The following is a 20821-nucleotide window of genomic DNA, read 5'->3' on the forward strand; positions in this document are numbered from 1 at the left end:
GGTTGTCATCGGCCCGCTGTCCCGTACGCGCCGCGGTTCACACCTCGGGCACGTACGCCAGGACGTAATCCACCATCCGGCGGCACGATTCCGTGGCGAACAGCGAGTGGTCCAACGGGTCCAGGACGGTGAGCGTGCTGCGCGGGCCCAGGCGCTGGGGTGTGACCCCGCAGTGCTTGGCATCGGCGGGTCCGAAGACCGCGTCCACCGTGAGTCCGGGGATCTTGGTGAGCCGGCGCAGCGTGGGCTGCGGGACGTCGATGACCCCCACCCCGGCCGCGAGCGCATTGACCCGAGGTGACGCGTTGCGGGCGCGGTGACGGGTGCCGCGTACCACGGTGCGCGCCGTCGTCCCCACGTAGGCGTTGAGCCCGGCCAGGACGGCATCCCAGCGGGAGCCGGCGGGTGCGTCGTCGGCGGTGGGAGCGGACGACGGCGCTGCCGCCGCCTCGTCCTGCCCGGGCAGGGTGGGGGCCAGGGGGCCGCCGCGCAGGCCCTGGCGCCAGTAGCGCCACGGTGCCCGCTGCCACGCGACGTTGTTGATGACCATGAGCGTGAGTCGTTCGCTCACGGTTGCGGGCAGTTCGTGGGCCGAGGCAACCAGGCCCCACGCGCCCAGACAGATGCCCGCCCCCAGGAGCGGACCGTCCGTGAGTTCGCTCAGGTGCATCACGAGTTCCCGGGATTCGGTGAGCGTCTGGTGAGCGTACGGGTTGGAGTCCTGCGTGATGTCCGAGCGCACGAGCTCGCCGGTGTCGGAGCGTTCGGCAAGCAAGCACACGGCGCCGCGCGCGGACGCGAGCAGCGCGGTGCGCAGCCACAGACCGCCGGAGGCCTCCATGACCTCCGAACCCGGGGAGATGAACGCCAGCCCGGGGGCGTCGTGGTCGCGGGTCACCGGCTCGGTGATGATGGCCGGGCGTCGGGCGGCCCCGCTGGTCGAGCGCCGCAGCACCACGGGTGTCCCGGCCACGTCCACGGTGATCTCCTGCTCGGGGACCAGGCCGTCCCCGTCGGGACGAGCGGTGTCATCCGGCGTCGTCCCGGCCGGGGCGGCGTCCAGCGCGGTGCGAACGGTGGCGATCAGACGGGCGGGGACGGCGGCCGCGCGGGGGTGCACGTTGATCGGGAGTGCGCCTGCTTCTTCGTCGGACAGGATGCGGATCCGACGATCGGGACCGTCCGCGGGCTCGGGAAGCGCCTTGAGCGCGGCCGCGCCGTGCGAGGACAGCTGCAGGTTCATCAGTTCCGTGCCCTCGCTCACGCGGGGCGGTAGGTCCGGCCCGCCCATGCGGCGCAGCGCGCTCTGGTGGCGCACCCACTGCTTACCGGACACGGGGGCCAGCACCAGCCGGGAGGCCCAGCCATGATCCCCGGTGGCGGCGAGCACGGTGCCGCCCAGGCTGAAGCCCACCCCGTGGACGGGACCGTGGGAGCTCGCCCAATCGCGGACGGTGGTCAGGTCGTCGACCCACAGTCCGGCGTCCACGGCTTCCTCGGCGGTGGGGCTCTGACCGGTCCCGGACCAGTCGAGGCGCACCACACGCCACCCGTGAGCGGCCAGCGCCCGGGCCGTGTGGATCATGCTGCGGGTCAGGGTCACGCGATCGCGTCCCGGGGACCCCACGATGATGACGGTCCCGCCGCGCTCGGTGGCCGTGGGTTCGTGCACGTCCACCGCGATCCACCGGTTCCCGGCAGGCACCCACCCGTGGCGTACGGAGTCCTCCTCGCGAACGCGTGAGCGGTGGCCGGGCCTGGAACGGCGCAGCTGCGAGTACGTGAGCATGAATGATCCCCCAAGTAATACGTGTCTCCGTTGCGGGCGTCCGGTTCTTCCCCAAGAACCTCGGCGCGCTTGCCCCCTGACGAACTTTTGCCCAGACTAACCATTTTCCCCGGGACGGGCGGAGTGAACTGTGCAAAAGCATACGCCTTTGGCACGTGATTCCGGGGTTCCCGAGGGGAAATGCCTGCCCTCCCTTTAGGGGGTACTTAGGGCAGTTACCGGGTTTTCGCGGGGTCCCGCAGGTCGATCCCGAAGACCCGCTTCACCGCGGTGGTCACGTGGCGGCCATAGCGCTGCGAGGACGGCGTCGAGGAGAACGGCAGGAACCTACCGGGGACGTCCGGGTGGGTGATCTTCCCGTGGGTGGGCCCGGACGTGGTGACCTCGAAGCCCGCCCCGCGCAACCGTTCGAGCAGTTCCCTGCGGTTGGTGGGATAGCGGGTGCCGCTGCCCCCGGGTTTCGCGCCGGTGTGCTCGAGGGAGTCGGGGGTGTCCGCCCAGGTCTCGTCCGGGCGCCGGGCGATCGCCCACCCGCTGCGGTAGATCCCCACCACGCGGTGCTCCGCCCGGGTCACCTGCACGCACAGCCGGCCGCGCACGTAGTAGTCGGTGCGCCCGAGGTCCGCGGTCCAGGTGTCCTCGGGGTCCGCCACGACGGCTTGCAGCGCGCTCTCGCTCACGTCCCACACGCCCTGTACGACGACGCCGTCCGCGGGTACCTCGAGCGCCGGGGCCCCCGACAGATCGGAGTCCACGGTGTAGAACGCACGCTCGGGGGCAGTGGTGTCGGGGGTGATGCCCGCGCGCAACAGGCGAACGAACTCCGCGAGCTGCGGGGCCACCGTGAGCTCGCGTGGTGCTTCGGACGCGATGGGCGTGGTGGGTTCCCCGGCGGGGACCGTGCGCGGCCCAGGGCCCGGTTTGGGTGCCCCGCCCACGGCAGGAACAGCACGGGTGCCGCCCGCGCCGGGAACTGTTCGGGGCCCGGGACCTGACCGAGGCGTCCCGTCCGGCGCTGCTCCGGCCCGAGGTTCGGAGTCATCGCCGACGGCGTCCGCGTCCCCTTGCCGCTCGGAAGGGCGCCACGAGGTGTAGTCCACCGGGCGGACGCCCAGTGCGGGGTCCTTGCGGCCGCGCATCGCGGCGGGGGAGGGGTGTGGGGTGCTCATGGCAGGTCCTCGGGCGGAAGGGGCGGTGTTCGTGCCACGCTGTCACGATACCGCCGGGATTACCAGCGTGCGGGCGGCCCGAGCGGGGAAGGGGCGCGTGCGGCGTCGTCGTAGAATCGAGCGGGTGGAATGCGGATATTACGACCGGGACCTGTGCCGATCCTGCACGGTGATCGAGGTACCCTACGCGCGGCAGCTCGCTCGCAAACAACAGCTCGTGCGCGACCTCGTGGACTCACACGGTGAGCCGCGGTGGCTCGAGCCGGTCGCGTCTGTGGAGGCGGGGTTCCGCAACAAGGCCAAGATGGTCGTGGCCGGGAAGGTCGGCGCACCGACCCTAGGCATCCTGGACCGCGGGGGCCGCGGGATCGACCTGCGCGACTGCCCGCTCTACCCCGAACCCTTGACGCGCGCGATCCACGCGCTCGCCGAGTTCATCGCGCGGGTGCGGCTGTTGCCGTACGACGTGGCCAAGCGGCGCGGCGAGCTCAAACACCTGATCGTCACGGGGAACCCGGACGGGCGGCTCATGATCCGGTTCGTCCTGCGCAGCACCGGGCAGCTGGCCAAGATCCGGGACAACACGGATCTGCTGCGCGAGCTCGTGCCGCACGCGGACGTGCTCTCCGTGAACATCCAGCCCGAGCACAAGGCCGTGATCGAGGGCGCCGAGGAGATCCTGCTCTCGCGGCAGGGCGAGCTGATCATGCCGGTCAACGGCATCGACCTGCGAGTCCGGCCGCGCTCGTTCTTCCAGACGAACACACGGGTCACGGAGCAGCTGTACCGCCAGGTCGCGGACTGGGTGGACGCGGTGGACCCGGCGAGCGTGTGGGACCTGTACTGCGGGGTCGGGGGTTTCGCGCTGCATGTCGCCGCTCCCACGCGCGAGGTCGCGGGCACCGAGATCTCCGCCGAGGCCGTGGCCTCCGCCCGGGACACCGCCCGCGCCATGGGGCTACCGGATGAGGGTCCGGGCTCCGTGCGTTTCCTCGCCGACGACGCCGCCGCGACCCCCGCGGATCTGCCCGGCACCCCGGAGCTCGCGATCGTCAACCCGCCCCGCCGCGGGCTGGAAGCGTCCCTGTGCGCGTGGCTCGAGAACTCATCGGTGGATCATGTCGTGTACTCGTCGTGCAACGCCACGACGCTCGCGCGGGACCTGGGCCGGATGCCGTCCTTGCGGCCCGTGGAAGCACGACTGCTGGACATGTTTCCCCACACCGGACACTACGAGGTCGCGGTCCTGCTGCGCAGAGGGTGAGGGGCGGGACTACCGGTTCGATGCCGGCGACCCGACGAGGCTGACGACGGCGCCGGGCCCGGCGCCGTCGTCCCGGATCGCGGATGGGCACGCGCATCGAAGAAGCGTCCCGGGGTGCCCTGTCGAGCACCCTGGGACGCTTCGGATGCTTACCGCGAAGGCGTGGACTACGAGTTCGCCGCCGCGATGGCCCGCAGCTTGGTCACCGCCTCGTTCACCATGTCCGGCACGGACTGATCGATGTCGAGCTTGTAGCCGCCCTCCTCCTGCGCGAGCGGCTCGAGGGTGTCCAGCTGGGACTGCAACAGCGTGGCCGGCATGAAGTGCCCGCTGCGGCCCTCGATCCGCCGGGTCAGCACCGCCACGGACCCGTCCAGGTGCAGGAACAACGCCGACGGCGCTTGCGAGCGGATCCGTTCCCGGTACTTGCGCTTGAGCGCGGAGCACGCGATCACCATGCCCTCGTGCTGTTCACCCCGCTCGTGCAGTGTGCGGCCCACGATCTCGAGCCAGGGCCACCGGTCGTCATCGTTGAGAGGGGTGCCGGAGGCCATCTTCTGCACGTTCTCGATGGGGTGCAGGCTGTCACCGTCGATGAACTCCACTCCCAGCTCGTGGGCTACGAGGGTTCCGATGGTCGTTTTGCCTGACCCCGACACACCCATGACCACCACGAGCGGTTCCACCTTGTTGAGCGACGTCACGGCGGGGCTCACCAGTCGTGGACCGTGCCGTCGGCAAGGCGGTTGTACGGCAGGTAGGCGTTGGCGTATTCGTACTTCTCCGCCTCGTCCTCGTCGATCTCCACGCCGAGTCCCGGGGTGTCGGAGGGGTGCAGCAGGCCGTTCTCGAACGTCATGTTCTGCAGGAAGACCTGGTTGGTCTTCTCCGAGTGCGGCATGTACTCCTGCAGGCCGAAGTTGTGGATGGCCATGCCCACGTGCATCTGGGCGGCGAAGCCCACCGGGGACACATCCGTGGGGCCATGGAAACCGGACTTGACCTGGTACATCGCGGCGTAATCCATGACCTTCTTCAGCGGAGAGATGCCACCGAAGTGCGTGGAGGCACAACGCACGTAGTCGATGAGCTGCTCGGAAATCAGGTCCTTGATGTCCCAAATGGTGTTGAAGACCTCGCCAATGGCCAGCGGCTGGGTGGTGTGCTGGCGGACCAGGCGCAGAGCGTCCTGGTTCTCGGCCGGGGTGCAGTCCTCGAGCCAGAACAGATCGTAGGGCTCCAGCGACTTGCCGAGCTTGGCCGCCTGAATGGGCGTCATGCGGTGGTGACCATCGTGGAGCAGCGGCAACTCCGGGCCGAACTCGTTGCGCACGGCCTCGAAGACCGAGGGGATGTGGCGCATGTACGCACGGGTGTCCCAATCTTCCTCTGCGGGCAGGGCTGCGCGCTGAGCGGGTTCGTAGTCGTAGCGCTCGCCGGAGGACTGCGACTGGGCAGCCACACCGTACAGGGCGGTGATGCCCGGGACGGAGGACTGCACGCGAATGGCAGTGTAGCCGTGTTCCTGCTCGGAGCGGATCGAGTCGAAGATCTCCTCGGTGTCGCGGCCGGAGGCGTGCCCGTAGGTCGCCAGGCCGCGGCGGGACGCGCCGCCGAGCAACTGGTACACCGGCATGCCGGCCACTTTGCCCTTGATGTCCCACAGGGCCATGTCCACGGCGGCAATCGCCGCCATGGTCACAGGACCGCGGCGCCAGTACCCGGAGCGGTAGAGGAACTGCCAGGTGTCCTCGATGTTCGCGGGATCGCGGTCGATCAACAGCGGCACGATGTGGTCGGACAGGTACGTGGCGACAGACAGCTCGCGGCCGTTCAGGGTGGCGTCACCGATGCCGGTAATACCCTCGTCGGTGGTGATCTTCAGCGTCACGAAGTTGCGGGTGGGGCTGGTCACGATGACCTTGGCCGAGGTGATCTTCATGGATTTATCCTCTCCGGAAATCAAATGGTTGTCGTCGGTTTCTAGGCCGACGGCGCGTCGTCATCCTTGGGCGGGACAACGGGGGACTGGGTGGTCATGGGGTGGGAGTCGCGAGCGGTGGGGCCCACGCGGTCCTCACGGGTGGGAACGGAGTTGGGGATGTCACCGTGCTGCAACTGTTCATGACGCAGCTGACGGTTGGCCTCGATGGACTTCATGATGTCCTTGAACTTGGCTTCGGTCAGGGGGTAAGCAGCCATGATCAGCATGGCACCCAGGAAGATCACGGCAGGAACCAGTCCGGCGCCCAATGCCATACCGCGAACGGTGTCCTCGGACTGAACGGTGTTGGCTGCGTCAAATCCGCTCCACGTCAGGATGTAACCGGCCACGGCCACGCCCACTGCTTGGCCCACCTTGCGGGTGAAGGAGAACGCAGAGTAGGTGGCACCTTCGGTGCGAATGCCGGTCTTGTACTCGCCGTACTCCACGGTGTCTGCTTCCAGGGCCCAGGTCATGGTGTTGAGGATGCCCATGCCCACGCCCATGAAGAACAGGCCCAGCAGGCTCAGTGCGAAGGAGTACCAGAGGAAGTTGCTGAGGGAGAACAACACGCCACCAACGGCTGCCAGAACAGCCGCGTACATGAAGCCGCGCTTCTTACCGAGCACACGGGTCACGGTGGGGCCGAACGGACCCACGTAAAGCACTGCGCCCGTGGTGATGACGATGGAAATGGTGGCCACCCATCCGGCTTCTGAGTAGCGGGTCAGCACGTAGGTGGACAGGTAAATGGTCAGCGCACCGATCACGTTCTGCGCGATCAGGTACAAGAGGGACGAACTGCACAGGCGGATCAGCGGACCGTTCTGACGAACGGTCGCAATGGTTTCCTTGAGCGTCACACGTTCGACCTCGCGGTACACGACTTCCTTGGAGGTCGCGAACGTGGTGAAGAAGAACAGCGCACCGATGATCACGAACGCCACAGCGGTGATCAGGAAGGTCGCGGCCAGGTTTTCTGCGCCCTTGATGCGCGGTGCCAGGAACAGGGAGAGCAGCAGAATGGTCGCACCGGAGCCGACCATGCGGGCCGAGGCCAAACGGGAACGGTCCACGGGATTCTGGCTCATCGCGCCGGCCAGCGAGCCGTACGGAATGTTGACCATCGAGTAGAGCAGACCCATGAGCGCGTAGCTGATGGTGGCCCACGCCAGCTTGGCACCGTAGCCGTCCACGGGGATCCAGAAGCACAGCAGGTTGGAGAGCAACAGCGGGATCGAGTACCAGATCAGGAACGGGCGGAACTTGCCCCAGCGAGTCATGGTGCGGTCCACCATGCGACCGGCGAACAGGTCCGCGAACGCGTCCCAGACCTTCACGATCATGAGGATCACACCCGCGTGATCTGCACGAATGCCCACCACGTTGGTGTAGAAGAGCAAGAGGAACAGGCCGGTCATCTGGAAGGCGATGTTGCATCCGGCGTCGCCCAGGCCGTAACCGAAGAGGGTCTTGGGCTTGAGGTGCGGTTTGTTGATCGCCGGTATTTGCGATGTTGCTGGGACTGACATTTAAGGCTCCTTTGCCTGTGTGCCGATCCGCGCCCTGCGGCGCTGGTTCAAAGGTCAGCGAGGGGTTTTTCACCCTTGGTTACACCCAGCTTCCACCCGCGGGGCCGGGGAGCACGCGTGGTTTCCGGGAGTTGCCAGAGCCACGCCCCTGGTGGCTTGACGACGCCGCTCGGTCGCCTCGACAGCCAAACGGCCCCGGCACGTGCCGGGGCCGTCTCGGTGCGACCTTTCACTGGTCAGCGTCGACTGTAAGAACGGATGATCAACGCAGCTCGTTCACCAATCCGTTGATCTGATCCACCACGTCCTCCTGCTGCGCGAGTTCCGCATCCAGTACGGCAATGAGCGCGCGAACTCGCTCATCCGTGGGCTTCTGGCTCGCCTCCAACACGAGTTCGGAACGGGCATCGGACACCTCCGTGCGGCCGTCGAGGTAGGCGATCCATGCGGCTATGGCCCGGGCCGCGGCGGTTCCGGCGCGACCGGCCTGTCGTTCAGCCTTGAGCACCGGTACAGCGCGCATCTGCAGCTTGGTGGAGCCGTCCATCGCGATCTGGGCCAGGTGGTGTGCGATGCGCGGATTGGAGAACCGGTCCAGTAGCGCGTCGCGGTAGCCGGGGATGTCGAGTCCCGGTGTGGTCAGGTGCTGGGCTGCTTCGTCCCAGAATTCCTCAACCCACGCGCGGCACACGGGATCCCCGATGGCCTCGGCCACGGTTGCGTGACCGCGCAACTGGCCGGTGTAGGCCATGAGCGAGTGGGAGCCGTTGAGTAACCACAGCTTGCGACGCTCGAAGGGCTCGATGTCGTCCACGAACTCCGCGCCGGCTTTCTCCCAGTCGGGGCGGCCCGCGGGAAACTCGCCCTGCAGCACCCAGCTGCGGAACGGTTCCGTCACCACGGGTACCTGGTCCGCGTAGCCGGTTTCCCGGGCCACGTCCGCCAGCACCGAGTCCTCGGTGCGCGGTGTGATGCGGTCGATCGAGGTGGCCACGAAGGACACGTTCTCCTCGACCCACTCTCCCAGCTCCGGGTCAACGGCGGCGGCCAGTCCCTGGATCGCATTGTGCGCGGCCACATCGTTGGCGGACAAGTTGTCGCACGAGACCACGGCCAGGCCACCGGCGTTCTGACGACGTCGCTCGGCCAGTCCCACGACCACCTTGCCGGCCATCGTGGCCGGGACGCCCACCTCGGAGAGGCCGAACGCGCCGTCGGCGAATGCGGCCTTGAGAGACGCGAGATCCTCGGCAACCGCTGACTGCGCGGCGTCGAACGCGAGGCCCTCGGCCAGGTTGTAGGCCGCCTCGGTCACGGTAATGGTGAGCACCGCGGTGCTGGGTGCGGCCAGCAGTTCCCACAACCGGGATACGTTCTCCGCGGGGTGGGCCTCAACGATGCCGTTGATGACCTCGTACTCGTCACTGTCGGGACCGCGTTCCACCAGGGTGTAGAGCCCGTCCTGCGCTTCGAGTGAGTTGGCGAGATCTGCCGAACGCCCTGAGAAGGAGGCATAGCTCCATTGGGGGCGAGCGGCGTCGTTCTCGGAATGCTGGGTGTACCAGAGCTGGTGCGCGCGGTGGAAGGCGCCCAGGCCAATGTGGACCAGGCGCGGCTGCGGGGCCTGCGGCGCGTCCACGGTGGTGCGGTTGAAGGGGCGCGGTTCGGTGGTGTTCGAGGTGGTCACAGCTTGAAAACCCTTCTGGGAGCGGCGTCGATGATATCCACGATGATCTCGGTGGCGCGGTCCTCACTGATGCGGTGTTCGGCCACGTACTTGGCCAGGAAGGCAGCCTCCGTGCGGCGGGAGGCGTCGTGGCGGGCGGGAATGGAGCAGAACGCGCGGGTGTCGTCGATGAACCCGGACGAGCGCGAGAAGCCCGCGGTGCCGGTGATCGCCGAGCGCCAGCGGAACATGGCGTCCGGTTCATCGATGAACCACCACGGCGCACCCACGTACACGGACGGGTAGAAGCCGGCCAGTGGCGCGATCTCACGGGAGTAGACGGTCTCGTCGATCGTGAACAGGACGAAGTGGAAGTCCTCGCGGTTGCCGAAATCCCCGAGCAGCGGCTGGAGGCCGCGGGTGTATTCCATGGCGAACGGGATGTCGTGGCCGGTGTCCGCGCCGAACTCATCGAACGTTTCGGGGGAGTGGTTGCGGTAAACGCCCGGGTGGATGGTCATGACCAGGCCGTCCTCCACCGACATCCGCGCAAACTGGTAGGTCATGTGGGCCTCGAACGCGTTGGCCTCATCCACGGTGGCTTCGCCGCGCAGGCCCTTCTCGAACAGAAGGGTGGCCTCCGCGGGATCGAGCTTCAGCGTGTTGGCATTGAGCGTGCCGTGATCGGCGGACACCGCACCGCGGTCGATGAAGTACTTGCGGCCGTTCTCCATCGCGCGAATGTAGCCCTCGTAGCCGGAGAGACCGTCGCCGGCGGTATCGATGAGCTTCTGTGCCTTGTCCGCGAAACCCGCGCCGTGGAACTTCACGTAGGCGTCCGGGCGGAACGTGGGCAGTACGCGACCGGAAAACGAGTTGTCCGCCGCGATCTGTTCGTGAGCCGACAGGTCATCCAGGGGGTCGTCCGTGGTGGCCATGACCTCGAGCTTGAACTTCTCGAACAGTTCGCGTGGGCGGAAATTGGGCTGCTCCACGATGGTCTGGAGCTGGTCGTAGATCTCGTCCGCGTGGGCCTCGTTGATCTTGGAGTCGTCGATGCCGAACACGTTGACGAACTCGGAGCGCAGCCAGTAGCCGGAGGCCGTGCCGTCGTAGAGGTGCCAATTGCGGCAGAAGATCCGCCAGGCCTCGCGCGGGTCGGCGCCGTTGCTCTTGCCCACGTTGAGGTCGGAGAGGTTCACACCATTGGCGTGCAGCAGACGGGTCACGTAGTGGTCCGGGCTGATGAGCAGTTCCGTGGGATCTGGGAACGGGGTGTTGTCCGCGATGATCCGGGCATCCACGTGCCCGTGCGGGGAGACGATCGGCAGGTCCTCGACCTGCTTCAAAAGGTTGCGGGCAATGGCCCGGGTACCCGGGTCAGCCGGCAGCAATCGGTCTGGATGGGCTGCTATCGACGTTGACATACCCCCATCCCAGCCGCGAACACCGGCTCAGGCAATGGGTTGCCGTGAGTTGCTGAATGAGTCAGCCGCCCTGCACGGGTAGCGTGCTGGATTCGCGGACGACCAGCCGGGACGGCACCACTACGGGTTTCGACGCCGTATGGGTGGCTCCTCGAACCATGGCCAGGAGATTCTGCACGGCCGTGGCGCCGATCGCGTGCATGGGTGCGGCCACGGAACTCAACGACGGGCTGATCAGGTCCAGTTCCTGAACGTTGTCGAAACCCACCACGGCCACGTCCTGCGGGATCCGAACGTTGTGCTGGCGCAGTTCGCGCAGGAATCCCATGGCCATGAGGTCGTTGTAGAGGATCACCGCGGGTACGCGGTGGTCGAGCCAGTGCTGAGCCGCCCTGCGACCACCCTCCGAGGTGGGTTCGAACGGACCCATCCGGTGGACTTTCAATTCCAGTTCCAGGGCGGATTCCCGCAGCGCCCGCCAGCGCATCCCGTCCGACCAGGAGGCTTCCGGGCCGGCGGCGTAGAGAATATTCCGCCTGCCGCATGAAGCCAGATGTTCCGCGGCACGGCGCATCCCTCGGGCGTTGTCCGGGACCACGGAGGCCACGCCGTTCACCGCGCGATTGGCCACCACCGTGGGCTTCTGCTTGGCCATCATGCGGATTGCGGAGTCGGACATGCGTGAACTCGTCAGCAGCACGCCGTCCACCATGGGCAGCGTGCGCTCGATGATGTTCCGCTCCGTGCGGTCATCCTCGTGCGTGTTGTTGAGCAGCACGAGATAGCCTGCCTCGGATGCCGCTTCCTCCGCGCCGCGGATCAGCTCGAAGAACACCGGGTTGGAGATGTCCGCGAGCATCAGCGAGATCATCTTGGTGCGGCGCTCGCCGTCCAGTCCCGCGCGGTTGGCGGACTTGACGCGGTAGCCCAGCTCCTCAGCGGCGGCCCGAACCTTTTGGGCGGTGTCGAAGGAGACCCTGCCCGGGCGGGCAAAGGTGCGCGAGACGGTGGAGGGTGCGACGCCCGCGTGGCGAGCGACGTCGTAAATAGTGGGCGCAGTGACCGGAGGTACCTGGGGGTCCCGCTGATCTGCGCTCATATCCTCGATTCTTATGAGTTGCCGCGGGAGTGTCAAAGGACTGGCCGGGCCGCCCAGTTGGTGATCACGGTCACTGGCACTTAGCATGCATCTTGTATCTAAGCGCCGATGACCGGGGAGAACTGTGCCAACCAACGCAGCAGAACGTGCGTACACGCACGCGAAAGCGCGGATCCTGTCCGGCGAGCTGGACGGGGAGTTGCTCTCCGAGGGAATCGTCGCGGAAGAACTGGGCGTCTCGCGCACCCCCGTCCGGGAAGCATTCCTGCGGCTGCAGGCCGAAGGTCTCATGCGGCTCTACCCCAAGCGGGGTGCCCTGGTGGTTCCCGTGGGGCCGTCCGAAGCGCGCGAGGTGATCGAAGCCCGCCGAGTGGTCGAAGGCGGTTGCGTGGCTGCGGCACTGCGGGACCCGGCGTTGCCGTCGGCCTTGAACGGGCTGCTCGAGCAGCAATCTCAGGCAGTTGGCACGGAGCGGTTCACCGAGCTGGATGCCGCATTCCATACGGCCATCGTCGAGGCCGCTGGGAACTCCCTGCTCAGCACCTTTTACTCGGGGCTGCGCGACCGGCAGATGCGCCTGATCGCCACGGCCGTTCGAACCGTGGACGACAAGGCCTCCGAGATTCTGGATCAGCATCGCGAGATCGTCCGCGCCGTTGAAAACGGTGACGCGGAGCGAGTGCGAGAGCTGCTGTCGGATCACCTGCGTCACGTCTACGAAGGAATTGTTGAATGAGGATCAAACCCTGGACACGGGTGGCCGCCGGTTTATTCGCGGTGGCCTGGGGCGGTAACGAATTCACGCCGCTGCTGGTGATGTACCGCCACGTGGAGGGTTTCGATCAGGTTGCCGTGGACATGCTCCTGGCGGCATACGTGCTGGGTATCGTTCCCGCGCTGCTGATCGGTGGTCCGCTCTCGGACCGGCATGGCCGCAGGGCACTGATGATTCCCGCCCCCATCATCGCGATGCTGGGCAGCGGGCTGTTGGCCCTGGGCTCGGGCAGCCTCACGGTGCTGTTCATCGGTCGGGTTCTGTCCGGCGTGGCTCTCGGATTGGGCATGGCGGTGGGCACCTCCTGGGTCAAGGAACTCTCCGGGCGTCCGTACGAACCTGAGCCGGAGAAGGTGTCCGGCGCGCGCCGAGCCTCGCTGTCCTTGACCGCGGGCTTTGCCCTGGGTGCCGCAGTGGCTGCCACGCTGGCCCAGTTCGCTCCGTTGCAAACGGTGCTGCCCTACCTGATCAACATTTTGATCTGCATCTCCACAGTGTTCCTCGTGGCCGGTGCGCCGGAGACGCGTACCACGGGTCGCCACATCGGTTCCCTGTGGTCCGATCTGAAGATCCCGGCGGCCAAGCAGCATCGCTTCTGGTTCGTGGTGGCACCGTCGGCCCCGTGGGTCTTCGGCTGTGCGGCCTCTGGCTACGCGATCCTTCCGGCCCTCATGGCGGAGGTCGTGGGGCCCGACTACGGCATCGCCTTCTCGGGCCTGTTGTGCCTGGTGTGCCTGACCTTCGGCTTCTTCATCCAGCCGCTGGGCAAGCGACTGGACCGCGACGGCTCCATCCGTTCCCTGGTGGTTGGCATGATCGCCGTGGTCATCGGCATGCTCAGCGCCGTCTTCGCATCCGCCACGCTGTTCCTGCCGGTCGTGCTGATTTCTGCGGCCATCCTGGGCTGCGGCTATGGCCTGGTGCTGGTCTCCGGCTTGCAAGAGGTCCAGCGCATTGCCCGCGTGGACGACCTGGCCGGGCTCACCGCCGTCTTCTACTCCCTGACGTACATCGGCTTCTTCGTGCCCATGGTCCTCGCCGTGATCTCCGAGGTCACCACCTACCCGTGGCTGTTCCTTTCGGGCGCGGTGATCGCCGTCGTCTGCCTGGGCATCATGGCCTACGGCAAGCGGCACGAGGTGCGCGAGCTGCCGGCCCGGCGGTAGCGGGCCGATGTGTGGTTCCCTATCCCCGATTTCCGCCTCGGATTTGGTACTAGGGAACCTTATACCGTCACGCCAGGATCAGAGCCAGCGCGCCTCGCACCATAACGACGACGCCGCCCACCGCCGCCAGCGTCATCGCCAGTTTGGATGCCGCGGCCTTGTCCATCCGATGCGAGAGCCACGTGCCAACGGTGATGCCCACGAAGATCGTGGCAATGAGGGAGCCGAACGCCACAAACACCGGGACCGGGAGCACGAACGGCACACCCGCAATCAGTTTGGAGCCCACGGACAATGCACCCAGGGACATGAACACCGGTTGCATGGTGGCGGCGAATCGCAGCTGATCCCAATTGGTGATGCGTGAGTACACGACCATTGCCGGAGCCGCGACGCCCGCCGTGGAGTTGAAGAATCCGCCGATCAGACCGGCCGGGACAACGGCTTTCCGCTGTTTCACGTCACCCGTACTGCGGGAGAACTTGGTGATGGCCAAGGCCAGGAGCACTACCGCACCCACACCGATCTGAAGCCACTCGGCAGAGACCCAACTGACCACGAGCGCCCCGAGGATGACCCCGGGAAGGGCCGCAGCGATCAGGATGGCCGCGTGTTTCCACTCGACCATCCGCCGCACGGACAACGTGATCATGAAACCCGAGCACACCGTGGCCGCGTTGGTCACCAGCACGCCCGTGGCCGGGCCCATCAGCAGCGACAACACCGGAGCCACGACCAGCCCCACGCCGGTACCCGAGACCCGTTGCAGGATGCTGCCGACCAGGACAGCAACAAGAGCGGCGGTGAGGATGAGCATGGGGAACTTTCTAACGACAACTGAAGTATTTAGAGCGTATCCAGTTAGGCATTGAGCCGCTCCACAGTCGCTCGCAGGTCGTCGCTCAGTGCGTAGATCTGCTCCAGCGAATCGATCGGTTGGCGGGTCTCCTTCTTGTCCTCATCGAAAATACCGATGTACTTCTGGCTGCGGTTGAAGTGAAGACGCGCAATGCTCTTCCGATTGTTGTCGTCCAGCAAGACGGCGCAATACGTTTTCGCATCCCTGTACGTCACGCGCGAGACATCCACTTGGTTGCAGACGATCGCGCGGATGATGTGAAAACCGTTCAATTCCTCAAGGGTAGTAACCACCCCATCTTCGGATTCTCTAAGGTCCTTGTCGGCTTCGTCCTGGCTCTGGATTGCATCGGCGGGAGCATCCTCGCTGGGAATCGGCGGGGGAGTTGAGCCCGCGCCCAAGGCAGTAGTGAGACGGTTATTGACCTGCTCATTGAGGAATTGCTGCGCGGCTTTGGCAACGAGCGGAGTGAACTGTTCCCTCACTTTCTGCGTGTATGCACCCTCGTAGACCCGGTTGGTGAAGAACTTGATCCAGTCGTCCGAGGGTTCCTTGAACTGGGAAGCAATTGCTCGTTTGATCTGGCCCACGTACTTGAGTTCACCGGCAGCGTTGATGATTGAGTCCAGGTCGAACTCCGTCTTGCTTAGCTTCTGCAGTTCTTGGATGAGCGTCATGTCGATGTCAGACAGATCAAGAACCAAGAACGGTTTGGAATCCATTTTGTTCGGCGCATCCAGGTCCGTATAGAACTCGTAGACCTCACCGTTGGTCAAGATCGCGATGCGAGCGTTCGTCACTGCGAAGTATCGGAAGAGCTGCGAAGCGTGTTCAAGAGATAGCGGAGCGCCTACGTGCTTGCACTCGATGAGCATCTGCACATGGTTGTCCTGAACGATCGCGTAGTCGATCTTTTCACCCTTTTTGACGCCGATGTCAGCGGTGAATTCAGGGACGACTTCGGCAGGGTTGAAGACGTCGTAGCCGAGAATCGTGGAAATGAACGGCATGACGAAAGCATTCTTCGTAGCCTCTTCAGTCTCGAGTGCGGCCTTTTGCTGAGAAACCTTGTTCGCCAAGGCTGTTAGCCGTTCTGCAAACTCCATTGTGTGCTCCTGTTGGGGGATCGGCTGCTAGTAGTACTGATGAGTATGCCCGCAGACTTGACAACGTGGCGTGCATACACAACTAATTCCATAAATTTGCGGCCGCGGTTGCACTAGCCAATGAAGAGTCACACTGATGGGTGACAACCGTGTTTGTCTGGGGACCTTGTGCGTGCCAACTTCTGATGTTGAATTGAACGTGCCGCTTCCGGCATGACGGAGGCGCCACCGGGTGAAGTACTGGCGGCGCCTCCTTATAACTGCGTCAGGGGACTACTTGGACGGCATGCTCCATTCCCAGCTGACATCGCTTAGAACATCGTTGAAAATCAAAGTCCCTACGGGGGCGGGAACATCCAGAACTATCTTTCCGGTCACCTTTTCGGCAGGGTCGATCGATTCTGGCAGTAGTTCGTTCTCAGGGAAGCATGAGTATGTGGCGACAGTCGCGATATTGTTCGCAGTGGTGCCCTTAGGGGTGATGAATTCCCAGTTGTGGTTGCTGAGTGAGTAGTCAGTACCGTAGTAAAGCTCCTCGAATAGCTCGGCCGAGCCTGTTTCGGCGGCAATCTGGACGGCTACTAGGTGCCCATTCTCAGAAGGCTGAGGATAAGATCCAGTGCACACAGGATCCACTTCGATGTCCTGGACCGCGAAATTGATTAATTTTTCGTTCGAGTTTTCCTGGCCGGAAACACCAGCCGGCTCGCCCACCTTCTTGACGATATTTCCGCGTTCCGATTTGTTTGCAGCGTCTTCGTTACTGCGATTCTCGGAAGATGCTGCCGTTGCGGGCTCCACGTTAGGTGCCGTGGGTTTGGGTTCAGCTTCTGCAGTCGAGCAACCAGCCATAGTCACTGCGAGCAATGCGATACCGAGAACAGAGGTGAGCTTCTTCATGATTGTTCTTTCAACAGGGGGAACCTCTCGCTGTGCCCGGTCAAGCTTCTTCCACATCGAGGAGCTGTAGTGACTGAGAGGTAACTAACGTTGTCAGGGTAGTTGAAGCATCAAGTAAATCCGTTCATTACGCGCGGCGTGCCTTCCGCACCAACGCGAACCCTCCCCAGACCACCAGCAGCGCGGCAATCAGGAGCAGCCCGGCGTCGCCCAGATCGACATTCGCGAGCCACGAGGTGACCGGGTCGCTCAGCCCGAACGCAGTGTTGAGCACCCCGCCCAGTGTGATCACCGAGATGAACAGTGCGGCCGCCGCAGAGAGCCCCGTGATCGCGGTGTTGAAGCCCAGCTTGCGAGCGGGATCGCGCCAGGCCGAGCGGTACATACGCAGCACGGCCAGTCCGTTGAGCGAGTCACACAGGCACATGCCCGCGGCGAAGAAGAACGGCAGCGACAACAGCGTCCACCCGGACACTCCCGCCACGGACGCGGAGACTGTCAGGACTAAGAGTGAAATGGTGCTGGCGGTATCGAAACCGAGTCCGAACAAGAACCCCAGCGTGAAGATGTTGCGCGGCCGCTGCACCCGGGCCAGCGGTTTGGCCATCACCCGCGAGACCAGGCCCTGAGCGTGCAGATCCTCCTCACCCACCGCGTAGCCGTCGCGTACGCGCCGCCGCAGCCTCCAACTGTGGGCGCACGCACCCGCGTTGTACAGGCCGATCAGCAGCAGGAACACCCCGGACACCGTTCCGCCAATGATCCCCAGAGTCGTGTTCGCCGCGGTCCCTTCGGAGATGAACGAGGACACGAACGTCGCGCCGAGCACCACCAGAATTCCGGCCAGAATCACCACGGAACTGTGTCCCATGCTGAAGGCCAGGCCCACGCTCGCGGGGCGCTTCCCCTGACCGACGAAGCGCCGCGTGGAGTTGTCGATCGCGGCAATGTGGTCCCAGTCGTAGCTGTGCTTCACCCCGGTCAGATAGCACGTGATGACCAGGCCGATGGCCAGGGGCACCGAGCCGCCCAGGCTTCCCAACCCCCACAGCCCCAGCGCGACCAGGTGCAGAACGGCCACGGCACCCAGAGTGCACAGCACACGCGTGCGGAACGGCCAATCGTCCACCGATGGGCGGCCCACAGCGGGGTTCAGAGTCGAGAGTGCAGACACGGAATTCTCCTGTTCAGTACTTGCGAAGATCGACGGCGCCCTGCCCGAACCAACGCTCACGCAGCAGATTGACCACGGCCTCGATGGCCTCGGAGACCTCGGGCGTGGAACGGCCCAGGACACGCACGGCCATGCCGGGCACGGGCGTTGCAGTGGCACCGGCTCTAACGTGGCCGGAGCGCTCGGCGAGCAGGGCGCGGACGTCGGCCAGAGCGGCGTCGTCGGCGCGGGGATCGATCACCAGAAGCGAGCCGACGTGCGTGTAGCCCTCAAAGAATCCGAGACCGTCGAGCCCGTGAGCGCCGGGCTCCAGCAGCAAGTTGTCGACCACCACGGGCCGCCCCGCCATGCTCACGCGGGTGCGCAGCCGCACGCGGTCGTAGCGGAACGGTTCGCCGGTGGGGGACCAGCCGGGCGTGACCAGGTCCGCGAGCACGAGGCTCGCCGACGGCTCCATGGCCACGCGCGTGACCTGGTCGTAGCGCGCATCCCGATAGGCGATCAGCTGGTCCGGCAGGTATTCGAGCCGGCTGTCGGGACTGAGCCGCACGTCCGTTTCCTGCAGGGTGTGGTCGTGCGGCGAGCGATAAACCTTGGTCGCCGATTGCGTGGTCAGCAGCAGGTCCGCGCCCGGCTCGAGAACCAGGGTCGTGCGGTAGCGGTCGCCGTCCAGATACCCGCCACCGGGATTGACCACCGCGTAGGTGACCTGCCCGGACGCGTCCAGATAGTGCGGCCGCAGCACCCGCAGCGAGCCCCGGTGGAACTGCCGCACGGCCACGGATCGCCCGGCTCGCGGGGCCACGGTCAAGTCCAGCTCGCCACGCCAGGTGCCATTTTCCACGGACGACGACGCCGCTCGCGCCGGGTCCTCGGGTTCGTTCCGGTCCGTGGGCGGTGCGTTCAGATCTTCGGCAAGAGTCGGGGAACTCATGCCAAATCCAGCATGAGTACGTCGTGACGCAGCCACTGGATGACATGCTCCAGACCTTCGTCGGTCTTGAGGTTGGTGAAGCAGAAGGCCTTGTCACCGCGGAAGTCTTTGGAATCCGACTCCATGACGGACAGATCCGCGCCCACGTGGGGTGCCAGGTCCGTCTTGTTGATGATGAACAGGTCGGACTTGATCATGCCCTGGCCGGCCTTGCGGGGGATCTTTTCACCCTGGGCCACGTCGATGATGTAGATGGAGAAATCCACCAGCTCGGGGCTGAACGTGGCGGAGAGGTTGTCGCCGCCGGACTCCACGAAAATCACGTCCAGGTCAGGGTGCTCGGCCTCCAGCTTGTCGATGGCCGCCTGGTTCATGGAGGTGTCTTCGCGGATAGCGGTGTGTGGGCAGCCGCCGGTTTCCAGACCGATGATGCGGTCCAGGGGCAGCACGCTGTTCTGCGAGAGGATCTTGGCGTCCTCGATCGTGTAGATGTCGTTGGTGATCGCGGCCAAGGACATCTCATCGCTCAGGGCACGGGTCAGGCGTTCGATCAGCTGAGTCTTACCCGCTCCGACGGGTCCGCCGATGCCGACTTTGATGGCGTTCATGGTGAAAATCTCCTTGCGATGGGTCTGCGAAGTGCTGGGTGGGTGGTGAGTCGGTGATCAGCTCATGAACATGCGGGCTCGCTGGGTCTCGTGCTGCATCTGGGCGATCTCCAGTCCGGGGGAGACGGCCCCCAGATCGTCGAGCGTGAGCTGGGCAATCCGGGCCTCCGCTCGGGTGACATGACTACGCATGACCCCCAGGACCCGCTGTCCTGCGTTCTGGCCGATGGGGATTCCGCGCACTGCGTTCTGCATCAATGCAGTGACCGTGGAGAACAAATAGGCGCTCACCAGTGACGTAGCGGGAACGCCGTGGTCCGTGCCAATCAGCCCGAATGCAATGGCCTGGTGACCGTGGCATGGTCCGGCGTCAACCAGTGCGGCGTATTTCTCCAGGCAGGGACCGGGCAGGGACAGCCGGCCGATGTCGAGCAGCCGCTTACCCATGGTCAGTCCGGCCTGCCTGACCTGTGAGGGCAGGGCCTGGGCGTACATGAGGCCGTCCAGTTCGATCAGAAAGTCGATGCCACTTAGAGCATCCTCGCCAGTGCCAGTGCCAGTGCCAGTGCCAGTGCCAGTGCCAGTGCCAGGCGCAGCGCACGCCTCCGCCGTCAATCGCACGGCCAGCCCGTCCGCGTAGACCAACTGGTGATCCACGAACTGCGCGAGCCACTCCTGGAACGTGGCCTCGTCGTGCACGGTGCCCCTCTGGAGGTACGTCTCCATACCAAAGGTGTGTGCGAACGCGCCCGTGGGGAGGGCGGAATCGCACAACTGGAGGAGCGTGAGTAAGGGCTCGTGCGGCGTCGTCGAACTGAGCATGAAAAGTCCTAGTGCGTGTGCTCGGCGTGCCGGAACGGAACGGGCATCACGCGGTCCTGGCGCTGATAGGGGACCTGCTGGGCGTCCAGGTAGTCGGCCACGGTGTGATCGAACTGGACGACCATGACCTGAGCGCCGTACTCGGAGGAGGCATCGAAGAACTGGGCCTGCAAGTGGCGGTTGCCCAGCGCATGCGCGGTCACGCCCATTTCGGTGATGGAGCGCGGCGCGATGACCAGCACGTCCGTGGCTTCCACGGACACCGCGACCACGCCGGATTCATCCCGGAGCAGGATGTCCCCGTCCTTCAGATCGCCGTCCCGGCCGTGCGGGGAATTCAAGCGCAAGCCAAGGGTGCGGCCGTGATCCGTGGTGACCCGCTGGATGCGCTTGACCAGGTCGGCGCTGGGCAGGACCACTTTCTCTACGTGGAGACTCTCGCGTTCGGCGGGCGGCAGATCGGCCACGTTGCCGATCACCTGTTCAACGATCATGGGTGGTTCCTTTCAAAAGTTGTCGGGGAATGGCCCGAAAAATCGAGCCGGAA

General features: G+C 65.2%; 19 protein-coding genes. 3 read left to right on the top strand and 16 right to left on the bottom strand.

What is annotated here, in order from left to right; genetic code table 11:
• Window positions 1–37: 37 nt before the first annotated feature.
• Together ABD283_RS03330 and ABD283_RS03335 are read right to left on the bottom strand one after the other, a co-directional pair.
• Window positions 38–1789: an alpha/beta hydrolase gene (locus ABD283_RS03330; protein ID WP_344223602.1), complete on the bottom strand. Its 1752-nt coding sequence runs from the start codon at window positions 1787–1789 to the stop codon at window positions 38–40.
• Window positions 1790–2004: 215 nt separating this feature from the next.
• Window positions 2005–2958 (bottom strand): serine/threonine-protein kinase, encoded by a 954-nt coding sequence (locus ABD283_RS03335; protein ID WP_344223603.1) that lies wholly within the window; start codon window positions 2956–2958, stop codon window positions 2005–2007.
• A gap of 124 nt (window positions 2959–3082) precedes the next feature.
• On the opposite strand from ABD283_RS03335, the gene rlmC reads away from it, so the two are divergent.
• Entirely contained in the window at window positions 3083–4222 is a 1140-nt protein-coding gene (gene rlmC, locus ABD283_RS03340) for a 23S rRNA (uracil(747)-C(5))-methyltransferase RlmC (RefSeq protein WP_344223604.1), read from the top strand.
• 167 nt (window positions 4223–4389) lie between these two features.
• On the opposite strand, the gene ABD283_RS03345 is transcribed toward rlmC, so the two are convergent.
• From ABD283_RS03345 to ABD283_RS03370, 6 genes are all read right to left on the bottom strand, one after another.
• Window positions 4390–4938, bottom strand: a complete 549-nt coding sequence (locus tag ABD283_RS03345; protein WP_344223605.1) for a gluconokinase — start codon at window positions 4936–4938, stop codon at window positions 4390–4392.
• Window positions 4935–6164 carry a D-mannonate dehydratase ManD gene (manD, locus tag ABD283_RS03350; protein ID WP_344223606.1) on the bottom strand — a complete coding sequence of 410 codons (1230 nt, stop codon included), beginning with the start codon at window positions 6162–6164 and terminating at the stop codon, window positions 4935–4937. The genes ABD283_RS03345 and manD overlap by 4 nt, the downstream gene beginning before the upstream one ends.
• Before the next feature lie 41 nt (window positions 6165–6205).
• Window positions 6206–7738 (bottom strand): glycoside-pentoside-hexuronide (GPH):cation symporter, encoded by a 1533-nt coding sequence (locus tag ABD283_RS03355; protein ID WP_344223607.1) that lies wholly within the window; start codon window positions 7736–7738, stop codon window positions 6206–6208.
• A 262-nt stretch (window positions 7739–8000) separates the two neighbouring features.
• Window positions 8001–9425, bottom strand: a complete 1425-nt coding sequence (locus tag ABD283_RS03360; RefSeq protein ID WP_344223608.1) for a mannitol dehydrogenase family protein — start codon at window positions 9423–9425, stop codon at window positions 8001–8003.
• A complete protein-coding gene (uxaC, locus tag ABD283_RS03365; protein ID WP_344223609.1) occupies window positions 9422–10831 on the bottom strand; it encodes a glucuronate isomerase in 1410 nt (469 codons plus the stop codon). The genes ABD283_RS03360 and uxaC overlap by 4 nt, the downstream gene beginning before the upstream one ends.
• A gap of 61 nt (window positions 10832–10892) precedes the next feature.
• Entirely contained in the window at window positions 10893–11930 is a 1038-nt protein-coding gene (locus ABD283_RS03370) for a LacI family DNA-binding transcriptional regulator (RefSeq protein ID WP_344223610.1), read from the bottom strand.
• A gap of 124 nt (window positions 11931–12054) precedes the next feature.
• On the opposite strand from ABD283_RS03370, the gene ABD283_RS03375 reads away from it, so the two are divergent.
• Window positions 12055–12666, top strand: a complete 612-nt coding sequence (locus ABD283_RS03375; RefSeq protein ID WP_315276512.1) for a GntR family transcriptional regulator — start codon at window positions 12055–12057, stop codon at window positions 12664–12666.
• Window positions 12663–13871, top strand: coding sequence for an MFS transporter (locus tag ABD283_RS03380; RefSeq protein ID WP_344223612.1), 1209 nt, complete (start codon window positions 12663–12665; stop codon window positions 13869–13871). Before ABD283_RS03375 ends, ABD283_RS03380 begins: the two co-directional genes overlap by 4 nt.
• A 67-nt stretch (window positions 13872–13938) precedes the next feature.
• On the opposite strand, the gene ABD283_RS03385 is transcribed toward ABD283_RS03380, so the two are convergent.
• The 8 genes from ABD283_RS03385 to ureE all read right to left on the bottom strand — a co-directional run bounded on the left by ABD283_RS03385 (window position 13939) and on the right by ureE (window position 20768).
• A complete protein-coding gene (locus tag ABD283_RS03385; protein ID WP_344223613.1) occupies window positions 13939–14688 on the bottom strand; it encodes a TSUP family transporter in 750 nt (249 codons plus the stop codon).
• 44 nt (window positions 14689–14732) lie between these two features.
• The gene (locus ABD283_RS03390; protein ID WP_344223614.1) at window positions 14733–15836 is read right to left on the bottom strand and encodes a type I restriction enzyme HsdR N-terminal domain-containing protein; all 1104 of its coding nucleotides are present in this window, start codon (window positions 15834–15836) and stop codon (window positions 14733–14735) included.
• 273 nt (window positions 15837–16109) lie between these two features.
• Complete coding sequence (locus tag ABD283_RS03395; protein WP_344223615.1) at window positions 16110–16736, bottom strand: hypothetical protein; 627 nt, start codon at window positions 16734–16736, stop codon at window positions 16110–16112.
• 127 nt (window positions 16737–16863) lie between these two features.
• Entirely contained in the window at window positions 16864–17910 is a 1047-nt protein-coding gene (locus tag ABD283_RS03400) for a HoxN/HupN/NixA family nickel/cobalt transporter (protein ID WP_344223616.1), read from the bottom strand.
• Window positions 17911–17923: 13 nt separating this feature from the next.
• Window positions 17924–18844, bottom strand: coding sequence for an urease accessory protein UreD (locus tag ABD283_RS03405; protein ID WP_344223617.1), 921 nt, complete (start codon window positions 18842–18844; stop codon window positions 17924–17926).
• Entirely contained in the window at window positions 18841–19452 is a 612-nt protein-coding gene (gene ureG, locus ABD283_RS03410) for an urease accessory protein UreG (RefSeq protein ID WP_016996236.1), read from the bottom strand. The genes ABD283_RS03405 and ureG overlap by 4 nt, the downstream gene beginning before the upstream one ends.
• 57 nt (window positions 19453–19509) lie before the next feature.
• Window positions 19510–20274 (bottom strand): urease accessory protein UreF, encoded by a 765-nt coding sequence (locus ABD283_RS03415; RefSeq protein ID WP_344223618.1) that lies wholly within the window; start codon window positions 20272–20274, stop codon window positions 19510–19512.
• 8 nt (window positions 20275–20282) lie between these two features.
• A complete protein-coding gene (ureE, locus tag ABD283_RS03420) occupies window positions 20283–20768 on the bottom strand; it encodes an urease accessory protein UreE (RefSeq protein WP_095798622.1) in 486 nt (161 codons plus the stop codon).
• Between the last annotated feature and the right edge of the window lie 53 nt (window positions 20769–20821).

The organism is Kocuria atrinae, from assembly GCF_039531425.1.
Classification (GTDB): domain Bacteria; phylum Actinomycetota; class Actinomycetes; order Actinomycetales; family Micrococcaceae; genus Kocuria; species Kocuria atrinae.

Excerpts from the sequence above, each read along its gene's own strand:
- ABD283_RS03330 (WP_344223602.1), bottom strand. The coding sequence starts at position 1,789 with ATGCTCACGTACTCGCAGCTGCGCCGTTCCAGGCCCGGCCACCGCTCA.
- ABD283_RS03335 (WP_344223603.1), bottom strand. The coding sequence starts at position 2,958 with ATGAGCACCCCACACCCCTCCCCCGCCGCGATGCGCGGCCGCAAGGAC.
- manD (WP_344223606.1), bottom strand. The coding sequence starts at position 6,164 with ATGAAGATCACCTCGGCCAAGGTCATCGTGACCAGCCCCACCCGCAAC.
- ABD283_RS03355 (WP_344223607.1), bottom strand. The coding sequence starts at position 7,738 with ATGTCAGTCCCAGCAACATCGCAAATACCGGCGATCAACAAACCGCAC.
- uxaC (WP_344223609.1), bottom strand. The coding sequence starts at position 10,831 with ATGTCAACGTCGATAGCAGCCCATCCAGACCGATTGCTGCCGGCTGAC.
- ABD283_RS03370 (WP_344223610.1), bottom strand. The coding sequence starts at position 11,930 with ATGAGCGCAGATCAGCGGGACCCCCAGGTACCTCCGGTCACTGCGCCC.
- ABD283_RS03380 (WP_344223612.1), top strand. The coding sequence starts at position 12,663 with ATGAGGATCAAACCCTGGACACGGGTGGCCGCCGGTTTATTCGCGGTG.
- ABD283_RS03385 (WP_344223613.1), bottom strand. The coding sequence starts at position 14,688 with ATGCTCATCCTCACCGCCGCTCTTGTTGCTGTCCTGGTCGGCAGCATC.
- ABD283_RS03390 (WP_344223614.1), bottom strand. The coding sequence starts at position 15,836 with ATGGAGTTTGCAGAACGGCTAACAGCCTTGGCGAACAAGGTTTCTCAG.
- ABD283_RS03395 (WP_344223615.1), bottom strand. The coding sequence starts at position 16,736 with ATGAAGAAGCTCACCTCTGTTCTCGGTATCGCATTGCTCGCAGTGACT.
- ABD283_RS03405 (WP_344223617.1), bottom strand. The coding sequence starts at position 18,844 with ATGAGTTCCCCGACTCTTGCCGAAGATCTGAACGCACCGCCCACGGAC.
- ureG (WP_016996236.1), bottom strand. The coding sequence starts at position 19,452 with ATGAACGCCATCAAAGTCGGCATCGGCGGACCCGTCGGAGCGGGTAAG.
- ABD283_RS03415 (WP_344223618.1), bottom strand. The coding sequence starts at position 20,274 with ATGCTCAGTTCGACGACGCCGCACGAGCCCTTACTCACGCTCCTCCAG.
- ureE (WP_095798622.1), bottom strand. The coding sequence starts at position 20,768 with ATGATCGTTGAACAGGTGATCGGCAACGTGGCCGATCTGCCGCCCGCC.